This window comes from Nocardioides luti, assembly GCF_014212315.1.
Taxonomy (GTDB): domain Bacteria; phylum Actinomycetota; class Actinomycetes; order Propionibacteriales; family Nocardioidaceae; genus Nocardioides; species Nocardioides luti.
The window spans coordinates 272,180-291,402 of sequence record NZ_JACKXE010000001.1; the positions used below are offsets into that span (position 1 = coordinate 272,180).

Annotated in this window: 19 protein-coding genes; 5 read left to right on the plus strand and 14 right to left on the minus strand. The window is 71.6% G+C overall.

From position 1 onward, the window contains the following. Positions 1 to 3: 3 nt before the first annotated feature. From H5V45_RS01240 to H5V45_RS01290, 11 genes are all read right to left on the minus strand, one after another. A complete protein-coding gene (locus H5V45_RS01240) occupies positions 4 to 813 on the minus strand; it encodes a protein kinase family protein (RefSeq protein WP_343061368.1) in 810 nt (269 codons plus the stop codon). Between the two features lie 175 nt (positions 814 to 988). Then, positions 989 to 1,597: an acVLRF1 family peptidyl-tRNA hydrolase gene (locus tag H5V45_RS01245; RefSeq protein WP_185251256.1), complete on the minus strand. Its 609-nt coding sequence runs from the start codon at positions 1,595 to 1,597 to the stop codon at positions 989 to 991. 2 nt (positions 1,598 to 1,599) lie between these two features. Further along, the gene (locus H5V45_RS01250) at positions 1,600 to 2,094 is read right to left on the minus strand and encodes an ASCH domain-containing protein (RefSeq protein WP_185251257.1); all 495 of its coding nucleotides are present in this window, start codon (positions 2,092 to 2,094) and stop codon (positions 1,600 to 1,602) included. 4 nt (positions 2,095 to 2,098) lie between these two features. Continuing rightward, positions 2,099 to 2,410 carry a metal-sulfur cluster assembly factor gene (locus tag H5V45_RS01255; protein ID WP_246415968.1) on the minus strand — a complete coding sequence of 104 codons (312 nt, stop codon included), beginning with the start codon at positions 2,408 to 2,410 and terminating at the stop codon, positions 2,099 to 2,101. Between the two features lie 86 nt (positions 2,411 to 2,496). Continuing rightward, positions 2,497 to 2,964 carry a Fe-S cluster assembly sulfur transfer protein SufU gene (gene sufU / locus H5V45_RS01260; protein ID WP_185251259.1) on the minus strand — a complete coding sequence of 156 codons (468 nt, stop codon included), beginning with the start codon at positions 2,962 to 2,964 and terminating at the stop codon, positions 2,497 to 2,499. A gap of 3 nt (positions 2,965 to 2,967) precedes the next feature. Then, entirely contained in the window at positions 2,968 to 4,227 is a 1,260-nt protein-coding gene (locus tag H5V45_RS01265; RefSeq protein WP_185251260.1) for a cysteine desulfurase, read from the minus strand. A gap of 123 nt (positions 4,228 to 4,350) precedes the next feature. Beyond that, positions 4,351 to 5,109, minus strand: coding sequence for a Fe-S cluster assembly ATPase SufC (gene sufC / locus H5V45_RS01270; protein ID WP_185251261.1), 759 nt, complete (start codon positions 5,107 to 5,109; stop codon positions 4,351 to 4,353). Between the two features lie 31 nt (positions 5,110 to 5,140). Continuing rightward, positions 5,141 to 5,476 carry a non-heme iron oxygenase ferredoxin subunit gene (locus H5V45_RS01275; protein WP_185251262.1) on the minus strand — a complete coding sequence of 112 codons (336 nt, stop codon included), beginning with the start codon at positions 5,474 to 5,476 and terminating at the stop codon, positions 5,141 to 5,143. After that, on the minus strand, positions 5,476 to 6,669 hold the full coding sequence (gene sufD, locus H5V45_RS01280) for a Fe-S cluster assembly protein SufD (protein WP_185251263.1): 1,194 nt from the start codon (positions 6,667 to 6,669) through the stop codon (positions 5,476 to 5,478). The genes H5V45_RS01275 and sufD overlap by 1 nt, the downstream gene beginning before the upstream one ends. A gap of 55 nt (positions 6,670 to 6,724) precedes the next feature. Continuing rightward, a complete protein-coding gene (sufB, locus tag H5V45_RS01285; protein WP_185251264.1) occupies positions 6,725 to 8,143 on the minus strand; it encodes a Fe-S cluster assembly protein SufB in 1,419 nt (472 codons plus the stop codon). Continuing rightward, positions 8,140 to 8,850: a helix-turn-helix domain-containing protein gene (locus H5V45_RS01290; RefSeq protein ID WP_185251265.1), complete on the minus strand. Its 711-nt coding sequence runs from the start codon at positions 8,848 to 8,850 to the stop codon at positions 8,140 to 8,142. The genes sufB and H5V45_RS01290 overlap by 4 nt, the downstream gene beginning before the upstream one ends. Before the next feature lie 130 nt (positions 8,851 to 8,980). On the opposite strand from H5V45_RS01290, the gene H5V45_RS01295 reads away from it, so the two are divergent. Next, positions 8,981 to 11,320, plus strand: a complete 2,340-nt coding sequence (locus tag H5V45_RS01295) for a xanthine dehydrogenase family protein molybdopterin-binding subunit (protein WP_185251266.1) — start codon at positions 8,981 to 8,983, stop codon at positions 11,318 to 11,320. Positions 11,321 to 11,323: 3 nt separating this feature from the next. On the opposite strand, the gene H5V45_RS01300 is transcribed toward H5V45_RS01295, so the two are convergent. Together H5V45_RS01300 and H5V45_RS01305 are read right to left on the minus strand one after the other, a co-directional pair. After that, a complete protein-coding gene (locus H5V45_RS01300) occupies positions 11,324 to 12,178 on the minus strand; it encodes an ABC transporter permease (RefSeq protein WP_185251267.1) in 855 nt (284 codons plus the stop codon). Then, a complete protein-coding gene (locus tag H5V45_RS01305) occupies positions 12,175 to 13,161 on the minus strand; it encodes an ATP-binding cassette domain-containing protein (protein WP_185251268.1) in 987 nt (328 codons plus the stop codon). Before H5V45_RS01305 ends, H5V45_RS01300 begins: the two co-directional genes overlap by 4 nt. Positions 13,162 to 13,255: 94 nt before the next feature. On the opposite strand from H5V45_RS01305, the gene H5V45_RS01310 reads away from it, so the two are divergent. From H5V45_RS01310 to H5V45_RS01320, 3 genes are read left to right on the plus strand one after another with little or no spacing between them, the layout of a single operon-like run. Continuing rightward, on the plus strand, positions 13,256 to 14,194 hold the full coding sequence (locus H5V45_RS01310; protein ID WP_343061369.1) for an ABC transporter ATP-binding protein: 939 nt from the start codon (positions 13,256 to 13,258) through the stop codon (positions 14,192 to 14,194). Continuing rightward, on the plus strand, positions 14,191 to 14,955 hold the full coding sequence (locus H5V45_RS01315; RefSeq protein ID WP_185251269.1) for an ABC transporter permease: 765 nt from the start codon (positions 14,191 to 14,193) through the stop codon (positions 14,953 to 14,955). Before H5V45_RS01310 ends, H5V45_RS01315 begins: the two co-directional genes overlap by 4 nt. Continuing rightward, positions 14,946 to 15,833 (plus strand): COX15/CtaA family protein, encoded by an 888-nt coding sequence (locus H5V45_RS01320; RefSeq protein WP_343061370.1) that lies wholly within the window; start codon positions 14,946 to 14,948, stop codon positions 15,831 to 15,833. Before H5V45_RS01315 ends, H5V45_RS01320 begins: the two co-directional genes overlap by 10 nt. 145 nt (positions 15,834 to 15,978) lie before the next feature. On the opposite strand, the gene H5V45_RS01325 is transcribed toward H5V45_RS01320, so the two are convergent. After that, positions 15,979 to 16,923: a heme o synthase gene (locus H5V45_RS01325; RefSeq protein ID WP_185251270.1), complete on the minus strand. Its 945-nt coding sequence runs from the start codon at positions 16,921 to 16,923 to the stop codon at positions 15,979 to 15,981. Positions 16,924 to 17,110: 187 nt separating this feature from the next. Between H5V45_RS01325 and tkt the strand changes: the two genes are divergently transcribed. Next, positions 17,111 to 19,213, plus strand: a complete 2,103-nt coding sequence (gene tkt / locus H5V45_RS01330) for a transketolase (protein ID WP_185251271.1) — start codon at positions 17,111 to 17,113, stop codon at positions 19,211 to 19,213. Positions 19,214 to 19,223: the final 10 nt, after the last annotated feature.

A 19,223-nucleotide genomic window follows, 5' to 3' on the forward strand; every position in this document is an offset into this window, starting at 1 on the left:
CCCTCACTGGTCGAGCAGCGCCTCGATGTGGGGGAACTGCCGCTGCAACGCACGCAGGTGCGGGGCGACCGAGGGGTGGCGGTACTTCCCCGCGAGCGCACCCTCTCCCCCGGCCACGCGGGCCAGCGCCCACTCCGCCCGGCTGAGGGCGGTGAAGACGGCCGCGACCCGGGCGCCCAGCGCGACGTCGTCGCGGGTGGCGATGCCCTCGGGCAGCCCGATCAGGTAGGCGTCGAGCAGCGGCTCGAGCTCCTCCCGCGCGGTCAGCGAGTAGTAGCCGAGGTCGGCACCCACCGGGCCGTGCCCGAGCGTCGACCAGTCCACGGCGACGACGTCGTCTCCCTCCCGCCCGGGCAGGTTGGCCGGCACGGGGTCGCCGTGCTGGGGCACCTGCGCGAGCTCGTCGAGGGCGTCCAGCCAGAAGGTGCGCCGGTTCCAGAGGTGGTCGGCGACGTCGGCCACGGTGGTCCTCGCCAGGGTCCGCCAGCCGCCCCGCCGCTCGACCCGGTCCAGCCGGTCGCGCAGCTGGTCGCGGGCCAGCCACGGGGCGGGCGCGAGGTCGGCCCCCGCGAAGCGTCCGAGGGACCGGGCGATGAAGAGGCCGCTGTTGGCGGCGTCCTCGACCCAGACCTGCGTCAGCGTGATGCCCTCGACGTCCTCGTCGACGGCGGTCGGCCCCGCCGATCGCAGCCCCGGGGTGTGCGCCACCACGCCGGCGATCTCGACGTCGGCACCGCGACGCCAGTAGGCGAAACCACGCGGGTCGCTGAGCTCGGGCGGATCGTGCTCAGCCGGCGCCGCGAGCCGTTTCACGGCAACGGGAGTGTCACCGAGCGCCGTACGCCAGACGCCCACCGTCGACGAGCCGGTGCTCCCCGTCAGGAGATGCCATCCCGGTTCGGGCTGCCACATGCCTCGGACGCTAGCCGATGAGGAGGCGTACGGCGGGCAGGTGACGCGCGGCGCGCAGGCGCGGGCTCCGCGGGGCTCAGGCGTTGGTGACGTCGACGGCCACGGCGCAGGCGTCCCGCACCGCCTGGTCGAGCACCCCTCGACGAGGGTCCGGGACCGGCAGCCAGGGCTCGGTCCGGGCCAGTCGCCGCAGGCGGGGGTCGGCGAGCACCTCGTCGACGGCCGTGTGGTCGCCCCCGCAGACGACGGGGCCCGCGAGCTCGCCGAGGATCCGGGCGGCGTGGTCGGCGGCCGCCTCGTAGGCCTGCCGCGCCTGGTTGTCGCGGCGCCGGGCGAAGCGCTGCTGGGACTGGCCGCCGGCCTTCGTGCGGCCCTGGACGTGACGCTGGCCGACCTTGGACTCGACGACCTTCTCGCCGGCCACCCGGGCGACGGCGAAGCCGCCCTTGCGGACCAGCAGCACGCCCCAGGCAGGGGGCGGGACGGCGGCGGCTGCGAAGGACCCGGCCGCGGCCGAGCCGTCGTACGACGTCTCGAAGGGCAGCCGGGCGACGAAGGTCGACCCGTCGGAGGCCAGCCCGGCGAGAGCGCCGGAGGTGAGCGACAGGGTGGTCGCGCCGTGCCGGTCCTCGAAGTTGACCACCCACCGCTCCAGCCGGGCGGCGGGCACCAGGACCGCGGGCACGCTCAGGCTTCCTGGTAGACCACCCGGAAGCGCTCGAGCACCACCGGCATGTCGGGCTGGAAGCCGCGCTCGTCGGTGGCGACGGCGGCGAAGAAGCGCTCGTGGGCGTCGCGCCAGTGCGCGAGCGAGCCGTCGCCCTCACCCTCGAGGCGGGCGTGCTCCGCGTCGACCTCGTCGAACGGGACGACCCGCACGTCGGTCGCCTCGATCAGCGCGCGCGGGTGGCCGGCTCCGTCCAGCAGGATGCTCAGGTTGCCCGGCTCGGGCACGGGGTCGCCGTCGTTCTCGTAGTCCCACAGGGCGCCGGCGGTCGCGGTCTTGGCCCCGGACAGCACCAGGGCCAGCAGCTCGTCGGCCTGGGCCGGCTCGGCCCCGAAGGACCAGGCCGGCGGCGGCAGGGTCTCCAGCGCCGTCGGGCCGAAGTAGCCCGGCGCGCTGTTCAGCCGGGCGTGGAAGCGGGCCAGCTCCCAGAAGGCCTCGAGCGCCGAGTGCTCCACGGGATCAGACGTTGAAGCCGAGGGCGCGCAGCTGCTCGCGGCCGTCGGGCGTGATCTTGTCGGGGCCCCACGGCGGCATCCAGACCCAGTTGATGGCGACGTCGTTGACGATGCCCTCGAGCGCCGAGTTGGTCTGGTCCTGGATCACGTCGGTCAGCGGGCACGCGGCCGACGTCAGCGTCATGTCGATGACCACGTTGTGGCCCTCGTCGAGGTGGACGTCGTAGACGAGGCCGAGGTCGACGACGTTGATGCCGAGCTCGGGGTCGACGACGTCCTTCATCGCCTCGGTGACGTCGTCCTTCGTGACGGTCATCGTGGTGCCGGACGCCTCGGGGACGTCGGGCAGGTCGTCACCGTGGTCGACGGTGCCGTCGGTGGTGACGGGGGCGGACTGCTCGGTCATGAGGTCTCCTTCAGGGTCGCGACGGGCTGGGCCACCGCGAGGGTGGCGTCCTTCCAGGCCATCCACGACAGTAGTGCGCACTTCACGCGCGCGGGGAACTTGGCGACGCCGGCGAACGCGATGCCGTCCTCGAGGACGTCCTCGTCGGGCTCGACGGTGCCCTTGCCCTGCATCAGGGTCAGGAACGACTCGTGGATCGCCATCGCCTCGTCGACCGGCTTGCCGATCACGAGGTCGGTGAGCACGGAGGCCGAGGCCTGCGAGATCGAGCAGCCGACGCTGTCGTAGGACACGTCCTCGACCCGGCCGTCGACGAGGTGCACGCGCAGCGTGACCTCGTCACCGCAGGTGGGGTTGACGTGGTGGACCTCCGCCTCGAAGGGGTCGCGCAGTCCCTTGTGGTGGGGGTTCTTGTAGTGGTCCAGGATGATCTCCTGGTACAGCGCATCGAGTTCCTGGCTCATCTCTCAACTCAACTTGAAGTAGGAGCGGGTGTATTCCAGCGCCTCGACCAGGGCGTCGATCTCGCCCGGCGTCGTGTAGAGGTACGACGACATCCGGGTCGAGCTCTGCACGCCGAAGCGCTTGTGCGCCGGCTTGGCGCAGTGGTGGCCGGCCCGCACGGCGACGCCGCGGGAGTCGAGGACCTGGGCGACGTCGTGAGGGTGCACGTCGTCGATCTCGAAGGAGATCGCCCCGCCGCGCAGCGTCGCGTCCAGCGGGCCGAGGACCGTCAGGCCGGGCACCGTCGCGAGGCCCTCGAGGGCGTACGCCGTGATCGCCTGCTCGTGGGCGTGGATCGCGTCCATCCCGATGTGGCCGAGGTAGTCCACCGCGGCGCCGAGGCCGACGGCCTCGACGATCGGCGGGGTGCCGGCCTCGAACTTGTGCGGGATGCCGGCGTACGTCGAGCGCTCCATCGCCACGGTCTCGATCATCTCGCCGCCACCGAGGAACGGCGGCAGCTGGTCGAGGACCTCGCGCCGGCCCCACAGCACGCCGATGCCGGTCGGGCCGACGACCTTGTGGCCGGTGAAGGCCAGCAGGTCGGCACCGCTGGCGACGACGTCGACGGGCAGCTGCGGGGCCGCCTGGGACGCGTCGACGACGACGATGGCGCCCACGGCGTGCGCCCGGGCCGCGATCTCGGCGACCGGGTTGATGGTCCCGAGCATGTTCGAGACCCAGGTCAGCGACACGACCTTGGTCCGCTCGGTGATCAGCTCGTCGATGTTCGACAGGTCGAGGCGGCCGTCGTCGGTGAGCCCGAACCAGCGCAGGGTGGCGCCCTTGCGCTCGGTGAGCAGCTGCCACGGCACGATGTTGGAGTGGTGCTCCATCTCGGTGATGACGACCTCGTCGCCCTCCCCGATCTCGAGCGGACCGCGCGCCCAGGCCAGCGTGTTGGCGACCAGGTTGAGCGCCTCGGAGGCGTTCTTGGTGAAGATCACCTCGTCGCGGCTCGGGGCATGGATGAAGGCGGCGACCTTGTCGCGCGCCGCCTCGAACGCCTCGGACGACTCGGCACCCAGCTGGTGCATCGCGCGCGCGACGTTCGCGTTGTGCCGCTCGAGGTGGTCGACCATCGTGTCGATCACGACCTGCGGCTTCTGCGAGGTGTTCGCGCTGTCGAGGTAGACCAGCGGGAACCCGCCCGCGAGCGTGCGCTCGAGGATCGGGAAGTCCTTGCGGATGACGTCCAGTTCAGGGAGTAGTCCCTCGATCATCGCGGGTTCCTTTCTCGGCTGGTGCTCGGCGGTGCGAGAAGTGGTGCTGTGCAAGGCGGAGGAGCGAAGGCGGCCTGTGAGCGAAGCGGGCCGTCGAGCGACGACAACGCAGCTCAGTGCCGCTTATCGCACCGCCGAGACGTACTTGTCGTAGCCCTCGGCCTCAAGCTGGTCGGCCAGCTCGGGGCCACCCTGCTCGGCGATCCTGCCGTCGACGAAGACGTGCACGAAGTCGGGCTCGATGTAGCGCAGGATGCGGGTGTAGTGCGTGATCAGCAGGACGCCCTTGCCCTCCTGCTCGCGGAACCGGTTGACGCCCTCCGAGACGATCTTCAGCGCGTCGATGTCGAGACCGGAGTCGGTCTCGTCGAGCACGGCGACCTTGGGGTTCAGCAGCTCGAGCTGGGCGATCTCGTGGCGCTTCTTCTCGCCGCCGGAGAAGCCCTCGTTGACCGAGCGCTGCGCGAAGGTCGGGTCGAGGTTGAGCTTCTCGAGCGTGGCGTTGACGTCCTTGACCCAGGTGCGGAGCTTCGGCGACTCGCCGTCGATCGCGGTCTTGGCGGTGCGGAGGAAGTTCGACACCGAGACGCCGGGCACCTCGACGGGGTACTGCATCGCGAGGAACAGCCCCGCGCGGGCCCGCTCGTCGACCGACATGGACAGGACGTCCTCGCCGTCGAGGGTGACGGTGCCGCCCGTGACGGTGTACTTCGGGTGGCCGGCGATCGAGTAGGCCAGCGTCGACTTGCCCGAGCCGTTCGGCCCCATGATCGCGTGGGTCTCGCCGTCGCCGATGGTGAGGGTGACGCCCTTGAGGATCTCCTTGGCGCCGTCCTCGGTGTCGACCGTGACGTGCAGGTCCTTGATCTCCAGCGTGCTCATCTGTTGTCTCTCTCTTCCGTGAAAAGTCTGGTCAGCTCGGGTGGACGCCGTTGAGCGTCGAGGAGGTGTCGACGTAGACCCCGTCGGGGCGTACGTCGACGGCGAAGACGGCGACCGGCTCGGTCGCCGGCAGCCCGGTGGGCTTGCCGGTGCGCAGGTCGAAGCGCGAGCCGTGCAGCCAGCACTCGATCTGGCAGTCCTCGACCTCGCCCTCGCTCAGTGCGACGGCGGCGTGCGAGCAGAGGTTCTGCAGGGCGTGGAACTCGTCGCCGTCGCGGGCGACGACCACGTCGGTGTCCCCCACGGTGACACCCAGGCCCTCGTCGGCCGGGACGTCCTCGGCGGCGCAGACGCGCTCGAAGCCCATCAGAGGGTGTCCCGCAGGACGTTCTTGGCGAGCTCCTGCTCCACGGTGTCCATCAGCTTCTCCTGCAGCGACGGGACCCCGATCTTGCGGATCAGGTCGTTGAAGAAGCCGTGCACGACGAGGCGACGGGCCTCGGCCTCGTCGATGCCGCGGGCGCGGAGGTAGAACAGCTGCTCGTCGTCGAAGCGGCCGGTCGCGGACGCGTGGCCCGCGCCCTCGATCTCGCCGGTCTCGATCTCGAGGTTGGGCACCGAGTCGGCCTGGCAGCCGTCGGTGAGCACCAGGTTGCGGTTCTCCTCGTAGGTCTCGATGCCCTCGGCGACCTTGCGGATCAGGACGTTGCCCACCCACACGGTGTGCGCGCCCTGGCCCTGCAGCGCGCCCTTGTAGACGACGTTGCTCTTGGTGCGGGGCGCGGTGTGGTCGGCGAAGAGGCGGTGCTCGATGTGCTGGCCGGCGTCGGCGAAGTAGAGGCCGAGCAGCTCGGCGGCACCGCCGGGGCCGTCGTACGCGACGTTGCTGTCCATCCGGACCAGGTCGCCGCCGAAGCTGATCGCGACGTGCTTGTACGACGCGTCGCGGCCGACGGTGGCCTGGTGGTGCGTCAGGTGGACCGAGTCGTCGGCCCAGTCCTGCAACGAGATCACCGAGACTTGGGCGCCCTCGCCGACCACGACCTCGACGACCTGGACCATCGAGGAGTGACCGGTGTGGTTGAGCACCACGACCGCCTGGCTGTGCCGACCGAAGCGCAGCACCACGTGGCCGGCCTCGGTCACGGTGGCGTCCTCGCCGGCGAGGTCGACCACGACGGGCTCGCTCACCTGGAGGTCGGCCGGCACGTCGACGAGCAGCGTCGAGGGGACCTCGGCGAGCACGCGGGCGGTGAAGCGCGTGTTGGGCACGAGGCCGCTCACGCCGCGCAGGGCGCGCGCCTCGTCGCCGTCGACACCCTCGACCCGGACACTCTCGGGGGTGTTCCAGGTGCAGGAGGTCGCGCTGGGCTGGAAGGTCGCGTCCGCGTGCAGCCCACGGAGCCGCTTGAGCGGCGTGAACCGCCAGATCTCCTCGCGGCCGGTCGGCAGCTCGTGGTCGGCGACGTCGAACGAGCCCGCCGGGTGCAGGTGCGACAGCACCGTGCCGGGTGCGGCGGTCTCGATCGCGTCGGCGACCGGGTTGTCAGTCAGGGTCACAGAAGGTGCTTTCTGGTTCGGGGGGTCTCGACCAACGGAGGGGGCAGGACGGCGATCAGCCGACCGCGCCCTCCATCTGGAGCTCGATGAGGCGGTTCAGCTCGAGGGCGTACTCCATGGGGAGCTCCTTGGCGATCGGCTCGATGAAGCCGCGGACGATCATCGCCATCGCCTCGTCCTGCTCCATGCCGCGCGACATGAGGTAGAAGAGCTGGTCGTCGGAGACCTTGGAGACGCTCGCCTCGTGGCCCATGGACACGTCATCCTCACGGATGTCGACGTAGGGGTAGGTGTCCGAGCGGCTGATCTGGTCGACCAGGAGCGCGTCGCAGAGCACGTTGGACTTCGAGCCGTGCGCGCCCTCGTTGATCTGGATCAGGCCGCGGTACGACGTCCGGCCACCGCCGCGGGCCACCGACTTCGACAGGATCGAGGACGAGGTGTTCGGGGCGGCGTGCACCATCTTGGCGCCGGCGTCCTGGTGCTGGCCCTCGCCCGCGAAGGCGATCGACAGCGTCTCGCCCCGGGCGTGCTCACCCATGAGGTAGACCGCGGGGTACTTCATCGTGACCTTGGAGCCGATGTTGCCGTCGACCCACTCCATCGTGGCGCCGGCCTCGCAGGTCGCGCGCTTGGTCACGAGGTTGTAGACGTTGTTCGACCAGTTCTGGATGGTCGTGTAGCGGCAGCGGCCGCCCTTCTTCACGATGATCTCGACGACCGCGGAGTGCAGCGAGTCGGACGAGTAGATCGGCGCGGTGCAGCCCTCGACGTAGTGCACGTAGGCGTCCTCGTCGACGATGATCAGCGTCCGCTCGAACTGGCCCATGTTCTCGGTGTTGATCCGGAAGTAGGCCTGCAGCGGGATGTCGACGTGCACACCCTTGGGGACGTAGATGAACGAGCCGCCCGACCACACCGAGGTGTTGAGCGCGGAGAACTTGTTGTCGCCGACGGGGATGACGGTGCCGAAGTACTCCTTGAAGAGCTCCGGCTGCTCCTTCAGCGCCGTGTCGGTGTCGAGGAAGAGCACGCCCTGCGCCTCGAGGTCCTCGCGGATCGAGTGGTAGACGACCTCGGACTCGTACTGCGCGGCGACGCCCGAGACGAGGCGCTGCTTCTCCGCCTCCGGGATGCCGAGCTTGTCGTAGGTGTTCTTGATGTCCTCGGGGAGGTCGTCCCAGGTCGCGGCCTGCTTCTCGCTGGACCGGACGAAGTACTTGATGTTGTCGAAGTCGATCGTCGACAGGTCCGAGCCCCACGTGGGCATGGGCTTGCGGTGGAAGAGCTTGAGGCCCTTCAGGCGCAGGTCGAGCATCCACTGCGGCTCGCTCTTCTTCGCGGAGATGTCGCGGACGACCTCCTCGCTCAGACCGCGCTTTGCGGTCGCACCGGCGACGTCGGAGTCGCTCCAGCCGAAGTCGTAGCGCCCGATGCCCTCGAGCTCGGGGTTGCGCTCGTCGATCGTGGTCATGAGACCTGCTCCTTCGTCGGTGCGGTGGTCGGGCCGGTCGAGGCCCGTCGGGGTTGGTCAGGGATGCACGTGGTGCAGACCCCGTCGCCGTGGGCGATCGTGGCCAGGCGCTGCACGTGGCGGCCGAGCACGCGGCCGATGGCCTCGGTCTCCGCCTCGCACAGCTGGGGGAACTCGTGGGCGACGTGCGAGACGGGGCAGTGCTGCTGGCACAGCTGCTCCCCCATCGGCAGGTCGCGGACCGCGGCGGCGTAGCCCTCGGCGGTGAACACGCGGGCCAGCACCTCCACGGGGCTGAGCTGGGGGTGCTCCTCGGCCACCGCGGGGAAGCGGTCCTCGATGAACGAGACGCGGCGGTTGGCGAACTCGCGGACCGCTGCCTCGCCCCCGGTCTCGTCGAGGAAGCGCAGCGCCTGGACGGCGAGGTCGTCGTACTGCTGGTCGAACCCGTCGCGCCCCGCCTCGGTGAGGGCGAAGAGCTTGGCGGGGCGACCGCGTCCGCGCGACACCTGGTGGCGCGGCTCGCGCGCCTCGAGGGTGCCGTCGTCGAGCAGCTGGTCGAGGTGGCGGCGAACGGCGGCGGGCGTCAGGTCGAGACGCTCGGCGAGCCCGGCCGCGGTGGAGGGACCGTTGACCAGGATCGACTCCACCACGCGCTGGCGCGTCGGCTGGTCGTGGCCCTCGGGGGCCTGGTCGGTGAATTCCACAACATCAGTGTGCCGTTAATGGTCGACGCCCTTCAAGTAAGGTCCGCCTAACCCGGCCGGGCCGCGTTCCGTGGCCCGCAGCAGGGCTCCGCTCCTGGGCCCACTCCCGGACCGCTCCTATGCTCGCCCCATGCCGGGATCCTTGCTGGGAACACAGGTCCGCCGCGTCGAGGACCACGAGCTGCTCGTGGGCCGGGGCACGTTCGTCGACAACCACCGGGTCGAGGGCCTGGCCCACGCGGTCTTCGTGCGCAGCCCCGTGGCGCACGCCCGGATCAGCGGCGTCGACACGACCGTGGCCGCCGCGGCACCGGGCGTCCTCGGCGTCTTCACCTCTGCCGAGCTCGGCACCGCTCCCCTGCCGTCGTTCGCCGAGGTCAACGCCGCGTGCGGGCGCGCCGCGCTCGCCGTCGGCACGGTGCGCTACGTCGGCGATCCCGTGGCCCTGGTCGTCGCCGAGACCCGCGCGCAGGCCGTCGACGCCGCCGAGCTCGTCGACGTCGACTACGACGAGCTGGCGGTCGTGGCCGACGTCGAGTCGGCGCTCGCCGCGGAGGCACCGCTGCAGTTCGAGGAGGTCGGCTCCAACGTCGCGACGGCGCGGTACGACGGGGACCGCTCGGACCCCTTCGCCGGTGCCGACCGGGTGGTCCGGGCGCGCCTGGTCAACCAGCGCATCGCGGTGGCGCCGATCGAGCCGAACGCGATCCTGGTCGAGCCCGGCGACGGCTCGCTGACCGTCCACGTCTCCACCCAGCAGCCGCACATGTCCCGCGACCTCCTGGCGCGGGCCACCGGGATCGACGTGGAGGCCGTCCGCGTCGTCGCCCCGCACGTGGGCGGCGCCTTCGGCGGCAAGGCCGGTGTCGGCCCGGACCACGGCGCCGTCGCGCTGGCCGCGATCGCCCTCGGCCGCCCCGTCGCCTGGGCCGAGACGCGCAGCGAGGCAATGCTCTCGATGCAGGGCCGCGGCCAGGTGCAGTACGCCGAGCTCGGCGTCACCGACGACGGCACGATCACCGGCCTGCGGCTCCGGGTGCTCGGCGAGTGCGGCGCCTATGCCGGCTTCGGCGGGGCGCTGGCCGTCGGGCCGACCTACCTCATGGCCCAGGGGCCCTACGAGATCCCGGAGCTGCGCTTCGACGCCGTCGCGGTGATGACCAACACGGCTCCCGTCGGAGCCTTCCGCGGCGCCGGCCGACCGGAGGCCGCCGCCGCCCTGGAGCGCATCCTGGACGTCGCGGCACGCGAGCTGGGGCTGCCGCCCGAGGAGATCCGCCGGCGGAACCTGATCGCACCGGACGCGTTCCCCTACGCGACGAGCACCGGTGCGACCTACGACAACGGGGAGTACGTCGCCGCGCTGGACGAGGCGCTCCGCATCGCCGACGTCGACGCCGCCCGGGCCGAGCAGCAGCGTCGTCGCGACGCGGGTGAGGTGCGTCAGCTGGGCATCGGCATCGCGACGTACGTCGAGATCACCGGCTTCGGCGGCTCGGAGTACGGCTCGGTCCACCTGCACGAGGACGGCTCGGCGACGGTGATGGCCGGGACCTCGGCCCACGGGCAGGGCCACGCGACGTCGTTCTCGATGCTGGTCAGCGACCGGCTCGGCATCCCGCTCGAGAGGATCACCTACCGCCAGTCCGACACGCAGGCCGTGCGGACCGGCGGGGGCACCGGCGGCTCGCGCTCCCTCCAGCTCGGCGGGAACGCCGTGCGCCAGGCGGCCGACGAGGTGCACGACCGCGCGGTCGCGATCGCCGCGCAGCTGCTCGAGGCCGACCCGGGCGACGTCGAGCTCGACGAGGCGGGCTTCCGCGTCGCCGGCGTGCCCGGGGACGCCCTCCCCTGGACCGCGGTGGTCGCGCACGCGCGCGAGCACGACCTGGAGCTGGACTCCGACACCGACTTCACGCAGGACGGCGCGACCTTCCCGTTCGGTGCGCACGTGGCGATCGTCGAGGTGGACACCGAGACGGGCCGGGTCCGCCCGCTGCGCCACGTCGCCGTCGACGACTGCGGACGCATCCTGAACCCGCTCCTGGTGGCCGGGCAGCAGCACGGCGGTGCGGTCCAGGGCATCAGCCAGGCGCTGTGGGAGGAGATGGTCTACGACGAGAGGGGCACCCCGCTCACGTCGTCGTTCGCCGACTACGCCATGCCGACGGCCGCGGACACGATCACGCTGGAGGTCTCCAGCACCGAGACGCCGACGCCGGCGAACCCGCTCGGGGCCAAGGGCATCGGGGAGTCGGCCACGGTCGGCTCCACGCCCGCGGTGCAGAACGCGGTCGTCGACGCGCTCGCGCACCTGGGCGTGCGGCACGTCGACCTGCCGTGCACCCCCGAGCGCGTGTGGCAGGCGATCGCCGACCCGCACCGCGACCCGTGGCGCGAGCCACCCGCCCGCTTCGACGCCCTCGCGTCGGCGGCGGCGGGCACCGACCCCGAGGTCATCGAGGCCTGAGGATCAGGTGCGGGTGCGGCGCTGGAACGACCGGAGCGCCAGCGGCGCGACCACGGCCGTGATGGCGACGGTCCAGATGATCGTGGTCAGCACGGGGTGCTGCAGCGGGAGCGCCGCGTCGTCCGGGGCGGCCCCGGTGTTGCCCCAGAGCTGGCGCACCGAGAGCACCAGGGAGGAGATCGGGTTCCACTCCGCGACGGTGCGCAGCCACGGCGTCATGCCGTCGGTGGGGGCGAAGGTGTTCGCGAGGAAGGTGATCGGGAACATCGTCGTGAACATGACGCCGTTCACCGCCTCGACCGACCGCATCGCGGAGCCGACCCAGATCCCGATCCAGATCATCGCGAAGCCCCACATCAGCAGCAGGACGTAGGCCAGCACCGCGTCGAGGAAGCCGTCACGGATCCGCCAGCCGATGAGCAGCCCGGTCAGCGACATCACCACGATGCCGATGCTGGAGTGCAGGAGGCTGGACATGCTCCGCCCGACCAGCACGGCGGCGGGGTTGATCGGCAACGAGCGCATCCGGTCGACGATGCCCTTGTCGATGTCGGCGGTCAGCCCGACCGCGACGATGAACGAGGAGAACGCGATCGTCTGGCCCATGATCCCGCCGAGCAGCCACTCGCGGTAGCCGCCCGGGGAGCCGCTCACCTGGATCGAGCCGCCGAACACGAACGCGAAGAGCAGCACGAACATCACCGGCTGGATGGTGACGTCCATCAGCATCTCGGGCATCCGCTTGATGTGGATCAGGTTGCGCCGCACGATCGTGAGCGACTGGCGCAGCAGGCCGGTCTCCCGGATCTCGGGGCGCTCGACGCCCGCGCGCACGGTCCGGCTGTCCTGGGTGGTCACGAGACCATCTCCCCTTCGTCGGTGGCGGTGGCGTCCGGGACGTCCTCGGCACGGTGCCCCGTGAGGTGCAGGAACACGTCGTCCAGGCTCGGGCGCTTGAGGCCGAGGTCGTCGACCTCGATGCTGCTGTCGGCGAAGACCGCGGCGATCCGCGTCATGTCGGCCAGGCCGTTGGCGGGAGCGGTCAGCTGTCGCGCCCCGGTGTCGACGTGCACCTCGGAGACGTGGTCCCGCAGCATCGCCTCGGCGACCGGGAGGTCGGAGGCGTGCGAGACGGTCACGACGAGCGCGGCCCGTCCCGAGCGGTCCTTGAGCTCCAGCGGCGTGCCCTCGGCGATCACCCGGCCCTTGTCGATGACGACGATGCGGTCGGCCAGCTGGTCGGCCTCCTCGAGGTACTGCGTCGTGAGCAGCAGCGTGGTGCCCTCGCGGACCAGCTCGCGCAGCACGTCCCACAGCTCGACGCGGCTGCGCGGGTCGAGGCCGGTCGTCGGCTCGTCGAGGAACAGCACCGGCGGCACCGCGATCAGGCTCACCGCCAGGTCGAGGCGCCGGCGCATGCCTCCGGAGTAGTGCTTGACGACCCGGTTGCCGGCGTCGGCCAGGCTGAACCGCTCGAGCAGGTCCTCGGTCGCGCGCTTGATGTAGGAGGACGAGAGGCCGTAGAGCGCGCCGATCAGGCGGAGGTTCTCGCGGCCGGTCAGCAGCTCGTCGACGGTGGCGGCCTGGCCGGTCAGCCCCATGGCACGGCGCACGGCGGCGGGCTCGGTCACCACGTCGTGGCCGGCGACCCGGGCGGTGCCGCTCGTGGGGACGGTGAGCGTGGTCATCATCCGCACGGTGGTCGTCTTGCCGGCGCCGTTCGGCCCGAGCATGCCCAGCACGCTGCCCTCCGGGACGCTCAGGCTGACCCCGTCGACCGCGAGCGTGTCGCCGAAGCGCTTGACCAGGTTGTCGGCCTCGATGGCCGGGGTGGCACTCATGGCGTCAGCCTAGGTGTGATCGCCGACACCGCCGACCGAATACTCCGCCCCGGCCGACGCGAGGGGGTGGACCACGGCTCCCTAGACTGAGGTGGTGCCTGCCGCCGACCCCGCCGTCTCCGTCGACGGCCTGGTGATGAGGTACGCCGACAAGGTCGCGGTCGACGAGCTCTCGCTGACCGTGGAGCGCGCCAGCATCACCGCCGTCCTCGGCCCCAACGGCGCCGGCAAGACCACCACGCTCGAGACGTGCGAGGGCTACCGCAGGCCCCAGCAGGGCACGGTGCGGGTGCTCGGCCTCGACCCGGTGCGCGACCGCGCCGACCTGCTCCCCCGCATCGGCGTGATGCTGCAGGGCGGCGGCGCCTGGAGCGGCGTGCGGGCGATGGAGATGCTCACGCACATCGCCCGGCTGCACGCCCACCCGCTCGACGTCGCGATGCTCGCGGAGCGGCTGGGTCTCGGGGACTGCGGGCGCACGCCGTACCGCCGCCTGTCCGGGGGCCAGCAGCAGCGCCTCGGGCTCGCCATGGCCGTCGTCGGGCGCCCGGAGATCGTGTTCGTCGACGAGCCCACCGCCGGCATGGACCCGCAGGCCCGCCGCACGACGTGGGCGCTGCTCGAGGAGCTCCGCGACGACGGCGTGACCGTCGTGCTGACCACGCACTACATGGACGAGGCCGAGCGCCTCGCCGACCGGATCCACATCATCGACCACGGGCAGCTGATCGCCTCGGGCTCGCCGCTGGAGCTGACCCGCGGGGGCAGGGCCGCGACGATCCGTCTCGTCGTCACCCGGCCGTTCCCGCCCGGCTCCCCCGACTCGCTCCGTGCGGCGCTCGGCACCGGCACCGAGGTCACCCAGCTCGACGAGGTCAGCCTCCTCGTCACCGGTCCCGCCGACGCCTCCACGCTCGCCAAGGTCTCGCGCTGGTGCGAGGAGAACGACGTGCTCCCGGAGTCGCTGACCCTGGGCCAGCGCAACCTCGAGGACGTCTTCCTCCAGCTGACCGGACGGGAGCTGACCCCGTGAGCGGGACCTTCACCCCGAGGCCGGGTGCCGCTCCCCTGCGCCGCCAGGTGCTCGCCCAGGCCTCCATGGAGTCGCGGCTGATGCTGCGCAACGGCGAGCAGCTGCTGCTGGCCGTCGTGATCCCGGTGATCGTGCTGTTCGGCGCGGTCGAGGGCTCGAAGCACGTCAGCCTCGGGCTCGACCACCCGGCCGTCGACGTCTTCACCCCCGGTGTGCTCGCCCTCGCCGTCATGTCCACCGCGTTCACCTCGCTCGCCATCGCCACCGGCTTCGAGCGGCGCTACGGCGTGATCAAGCGGCTCGGTTCGTCGCCGCTGCCCCGCTCCGGCCTCCTGATGGGCAAGGTCGGCGGCCTGCTGCTCATCGAGGTGCTGCAGGTCGCGGTGATCTCCGTGGTCGGGCTGCTGCTCGGCTGGGACCCGCAGCCCGGGCTGCTGGGGGCCGGCCTGGGCATCGTCCTGGGGACCGCGGCCTTCGCGTCCCTGGGCCTCTTCATCGCCGGGGTGCTCCGGGCCGAGGCGACCCTGGCCGCGGCCAACCTCGTCTACCTGCTCCTGATGGCCGGCGGCGCCGTGGTGCTCCCCGCTACGGCGTACGGCGCCTTCGGGGACCTGGTGCGCTGGCTGCCGTCCGGGGCCCTGGGCGACGTCATGCGCGACGCGCTCATCGACGGCCGGACCACCTGGACCGACCTCGCCGTACTGCTCGCCTGGGCCGTGCTCGGCACCGCCCTGACCGCTAGGACCTTCACGTGGGAGTGACCGCCCGCCTGCCCGACCGCCTGCGCCACCTCGACGACTGGCTGCGGGGCTGGGGCTGGGCCTCGCTCGTCGCCAACGGCGTCCTCGTCGTCACCGGCGGCGTGGTCCGGCTGACCGGCTCCGGGCTCGGGTGCCCGACGTGGCCGCGCTGCACGGAGGAGTCGTTCACCCCGCACGGCGCCTACAACGTGCACTCGGTCATCGAGTTCGGCAACCGGATGCTGACCTACGTCCTGGTCGCCGTCGCCGTCGCGACCTTCGTGGCCGCCTGGCAGTCGGGCCGCCGGGACCTGCGTCGGATCGCCCTGGTCATGGCCCTGGGCATCCCCGCGCAGGCGGTGATCGGCGGCATCACGGTGCTGACCGACCTCAACCCGTGGATCGTGTCCTTCCACCTTCTGTGCTCGCTGGCGATCATCGGCGTCGCGGTCCTGTTCCTGCAGCGCGTCGACCACCCCGCACCGGTCGTCGCCCGCGGGCCCGTGGTCGGGTTGGCCTGGGCGACGTTCGCGGCCGCCTGGCTGGTGCTGTACGTCGGCACGGTGGTGACCGGCTCCGGGCCCCACGCCGGCGACGTCAAGGCGCCGCGCAACGGCCTCGACCCGCTCCAGCTGAGCCAGCTGCACGCCGACGTGGTCTTCCTCTTCGTCGGGCTCACGGTCGGGCTGCTCTTCACGCTGCTCGCGACGGGGGCGTCGGCGCCCGCCCGCACCGCCGTGGTCGTCCTGCTGGCCCTCGAGGTGGGCCAGGGCGCCATCGGCTTCGTGCAGTACTTCACCGACCTGCCGATCGTGCTGGTCGGCTTCCACATGCTCGGTGCGGCGCTGATCTCGGCCAGCGTCACGCACGTGCTGCTGCGGGTCCGCGAACCCGCCTGAGCCGCCCCGGGCAGGGCACAGGCGGGTCCACGAAAATGACGACGGCGGCCCGCACCCCCGTGCTCAGGCCTGCCGTCGTCATAGGGGTAGACGCGACGAACCCGGATTTGGTTGCACGAATCCGGAAAGTTTTTTTCCGGGTCCCTCAGCGGGTCAGCAGCGGGTCGAGCGCGACGGCCACGAACAGCAGCGACAGGTAGAGGTTCGAGGAGTGGAAGAGCCGCATCGGCTGGATCGCGGTGAGGCTCTCGGTGCCCTTGGTGCGCCCCCACATGCGGTGCGCCTCGACCAGGAAGCCGGCGCCGAGCACCGCCGCGGCGATCGGGTAGAACAGGCCCGTGCCCGCGACCGGCCACAGCAGCAGCGAGGTCGCGACCATCACCCAGCTGTAGAGCACGATCTGGCGGCCGACCTCGCGGGCGGGGGCGACGACGGGGAGCATCGGGACGTCGACGTTCGCGTAGTCCTCGCGGTAGCGCAGCGCCAGCGCCCAGGTGTGCGGGGGCGTCCAGAAGAAGACGACCATGAAGAGCACGACGGGGACCCACGACAGGGCGCCGGTGACGGCGGTCCAGCCGATCAGCGCCGGGAAGCAGCCGGCGAGCCCGCCCCAGACGATGTTCTGGGTGGTGCGGCGCTTCAGCAGCATCGTGTAGCCGAAGACGTAGAACGCGTTCGCACCGACGGACAGGAGCGCCGAGAGCGGGTTGACCCAGACGGCGAGGATCACCGTCGAGAGGATGCCGAGCACGAAGCCGAAGACCAGGGCCGAGCGCGGCGACACGATGTGCCGCGGCAGGGCACGGCGACGGGTGCGCCGCATCTGCTCGTCGATGTCGCGGTCGTAGACGCAGTTGAACACCGAGGCGGATCCGGCGGAGAACGTGCCGCCGATGACGGTGGCGACCACGAGGCCGAGCGGCGGGATGCCCCGCGCCGCGAAGAACATGACCGGCACGGTGGTCAGGAGCAGCAGCTCGATGACCCGCGGCTTGGTCAGCCCGACGTACGCCGCGACCACGTCCTTGAAGGTCGCCGGAGCCGCTTCCTCCTGCTGGGCAGCAGAGGCCGACTGGCCGACGTACGTCACGGAGATCCTCGGGTGGGCAGGGTCACCCCGGGAGGGGCGCTTGCTGGGTTCGATCGTATCGCGCCGGATGAGTAGGCTCGGTGGTGCCTGAGTACTCCCGCCTGTGACGTTGCACCCTTCACCGCCCTGCGCACCACCTGCGCACCAGGGGCACCGTCGCGAGGCGCACCGCCACGAGAGGAACCCTGTGAGCAGCACCGCTGGACTGGACTGGACCGAGCTCGACGACAAGGCGGTGGACACCGCGCGCGTCCTGGCCATGGATGCGGTGCAGAAGGTGGGCAACGGCCACCCCGGCACGGCCATGAGCCTGGCCCCCGCGGCGTACCTCCTCTTCCAGAAGGTCATGCGGCACGACCCGGCCGACCCGCGCTGGATCGCGCGCGACCGCTTCGTGCTCTCGTGCGGCCACTCGAGCATCACGCTCTACACGCAGCTGTTCCTCGGCGGCTTCGGCCTCGAGCTCGAGGACCTGCGCGCGCTGCGCACCTGGGGCTCCAAGACCCCCGGTCACCCGGAGCTCCACCACACCGCCGGCGTCGAGGTCACCACCGGCCCGCTCGGCCAGGGCGTCGCGAACGCCGTCGGCATGGCCATGGAGGCCCGCCGCGTGCACGGCCTGCTCGACCCCGAGGCCGCCCCCGGCAAGAGCCTCTTCGACCACCACGTCTACGTCCTCTGCTCCGACGGCGACCTCCAGGAGGGCGTGAGCGGCGAGGCCAGCTCGATCGCCGGCACCCAGGAGCTCGGCAACCTGACGGTCGTCTACGACCGCAACCGGATCTCGATCGAGGGCAACACCGACATCGCCTTCACCGAGGACGTCGCGAAGCGTTACGAGGCCTACGGCTGGGACGTGCAGGTCGTCGACTGGACCAACGGCGGCAAGAAGTACGTCGAGGACGTCCCGGCGCTGTACGACGCGATCACCGCCGCCGGCAAGGTCACGGACAAGCCGTCGCTCATCGTGCTCGACACGATCATCGCCTGGCCCGCGCCCAACGCCCAGGGCACCGAGAAGGCCCACGGCAGCGCGCTCGGCGACGCCGAGGTCGCGGCCACCAAGGAGGTCCTCGGCTGGGACCCCGAGCTCACCTTCCAGGTGCCCGAGGAGGTCCTCGCCCACACCCGCCAGCTCGGTGAGCGCGGCTCCGCGTGGGGCGCCGCGTGGGACGAGCAGTACGCCGCCTGGGCGGACGCCCACCCGGAGCGGGCCACCCTGCTGCACCGGCTCAAGTCGCGGGCCCTGCCCGAGGGGCTCGAGGCCGCACTCCCGACCTTCGAGGCCAGCGAGAAGGGCGTCGCCACCCGCGTGGCGTCCAGCGAAGTCATCAACGCCGTCGCACCGCTGATGCCCGAGCTGTGGGGCGGCTCCGCCGACCTCGCCGGCTCGAACAACACCACGATCAAGGGCGCCCCGTCGTTCCTCCCGAAGAGCCGCGGCGTCGAGGAGTGGAAGGCCGACCCCCACCAGGGTCGGGTGCTCCACTTCGGCATCCGCGAGCACGGCATGGGCGCGATCATGAACGGCATCGCGGCCGACGCCCTCACCCGCGTCTTCGGCGGCACCTTCCTGACGTTCTCGGACTACATGCGCGGAGCGGTGCGGGTCGCGGCCCTGAGCCAGCTGCCCGTCACCTACGTCTGGACCCACGACTCCATCGGCCTCGGCGAGGACGGCCCGACCCACCAGCCGGTCGAGCACCTCGCGGCCCTGCGCGCGATGCCCGGCCTCGACGTCGTCCGCCCCGCGGACGCCAACGAGACGGCCGCCTGCTGGTTCACCATCCTCGGCCACACCGACCGTCCCGCGGCGCTCGCGCTGACCCGCCAGAACGTGCCGGTCTTCCCGCGCGGTGCCGAGGGCTTCGCCGAGACCAGCGAGGTCCACCGCGGCGCCTACGTCCTCGTCGACGCCGAGGGCGGCCGGCCCGACGTGATCCTGCTGGCCACCGGCTCCGAGGTGCAGCTCGCCGTCCAGGCCCGCACCCGGCTCGCCGAGGAGGGCGTCCAGGCCCGGGTCGTGTCGATGCCGTGCCTCGAGTGGTTCGAGGCGCAGGACCAGTCCTACCGCGACACCGTCATCCCGCCGATCGTCAAGGCCCGCGTCTCCGTCGAGGCCGGCGTGAAGCAAGGCTGGCGCGAGTACGTCGGCGACCACGGCCGCATCGTCTCGATCGACCACTACGGCGCCTCGGCCGACTACGCCCGTCTCTACCAGGAGTTCGGCATCACGGCGGAGGCCGTGGTCGCCGCCGCCCACGACAGCATCCGGACGGTCCAGGACTGACCCGACCCCG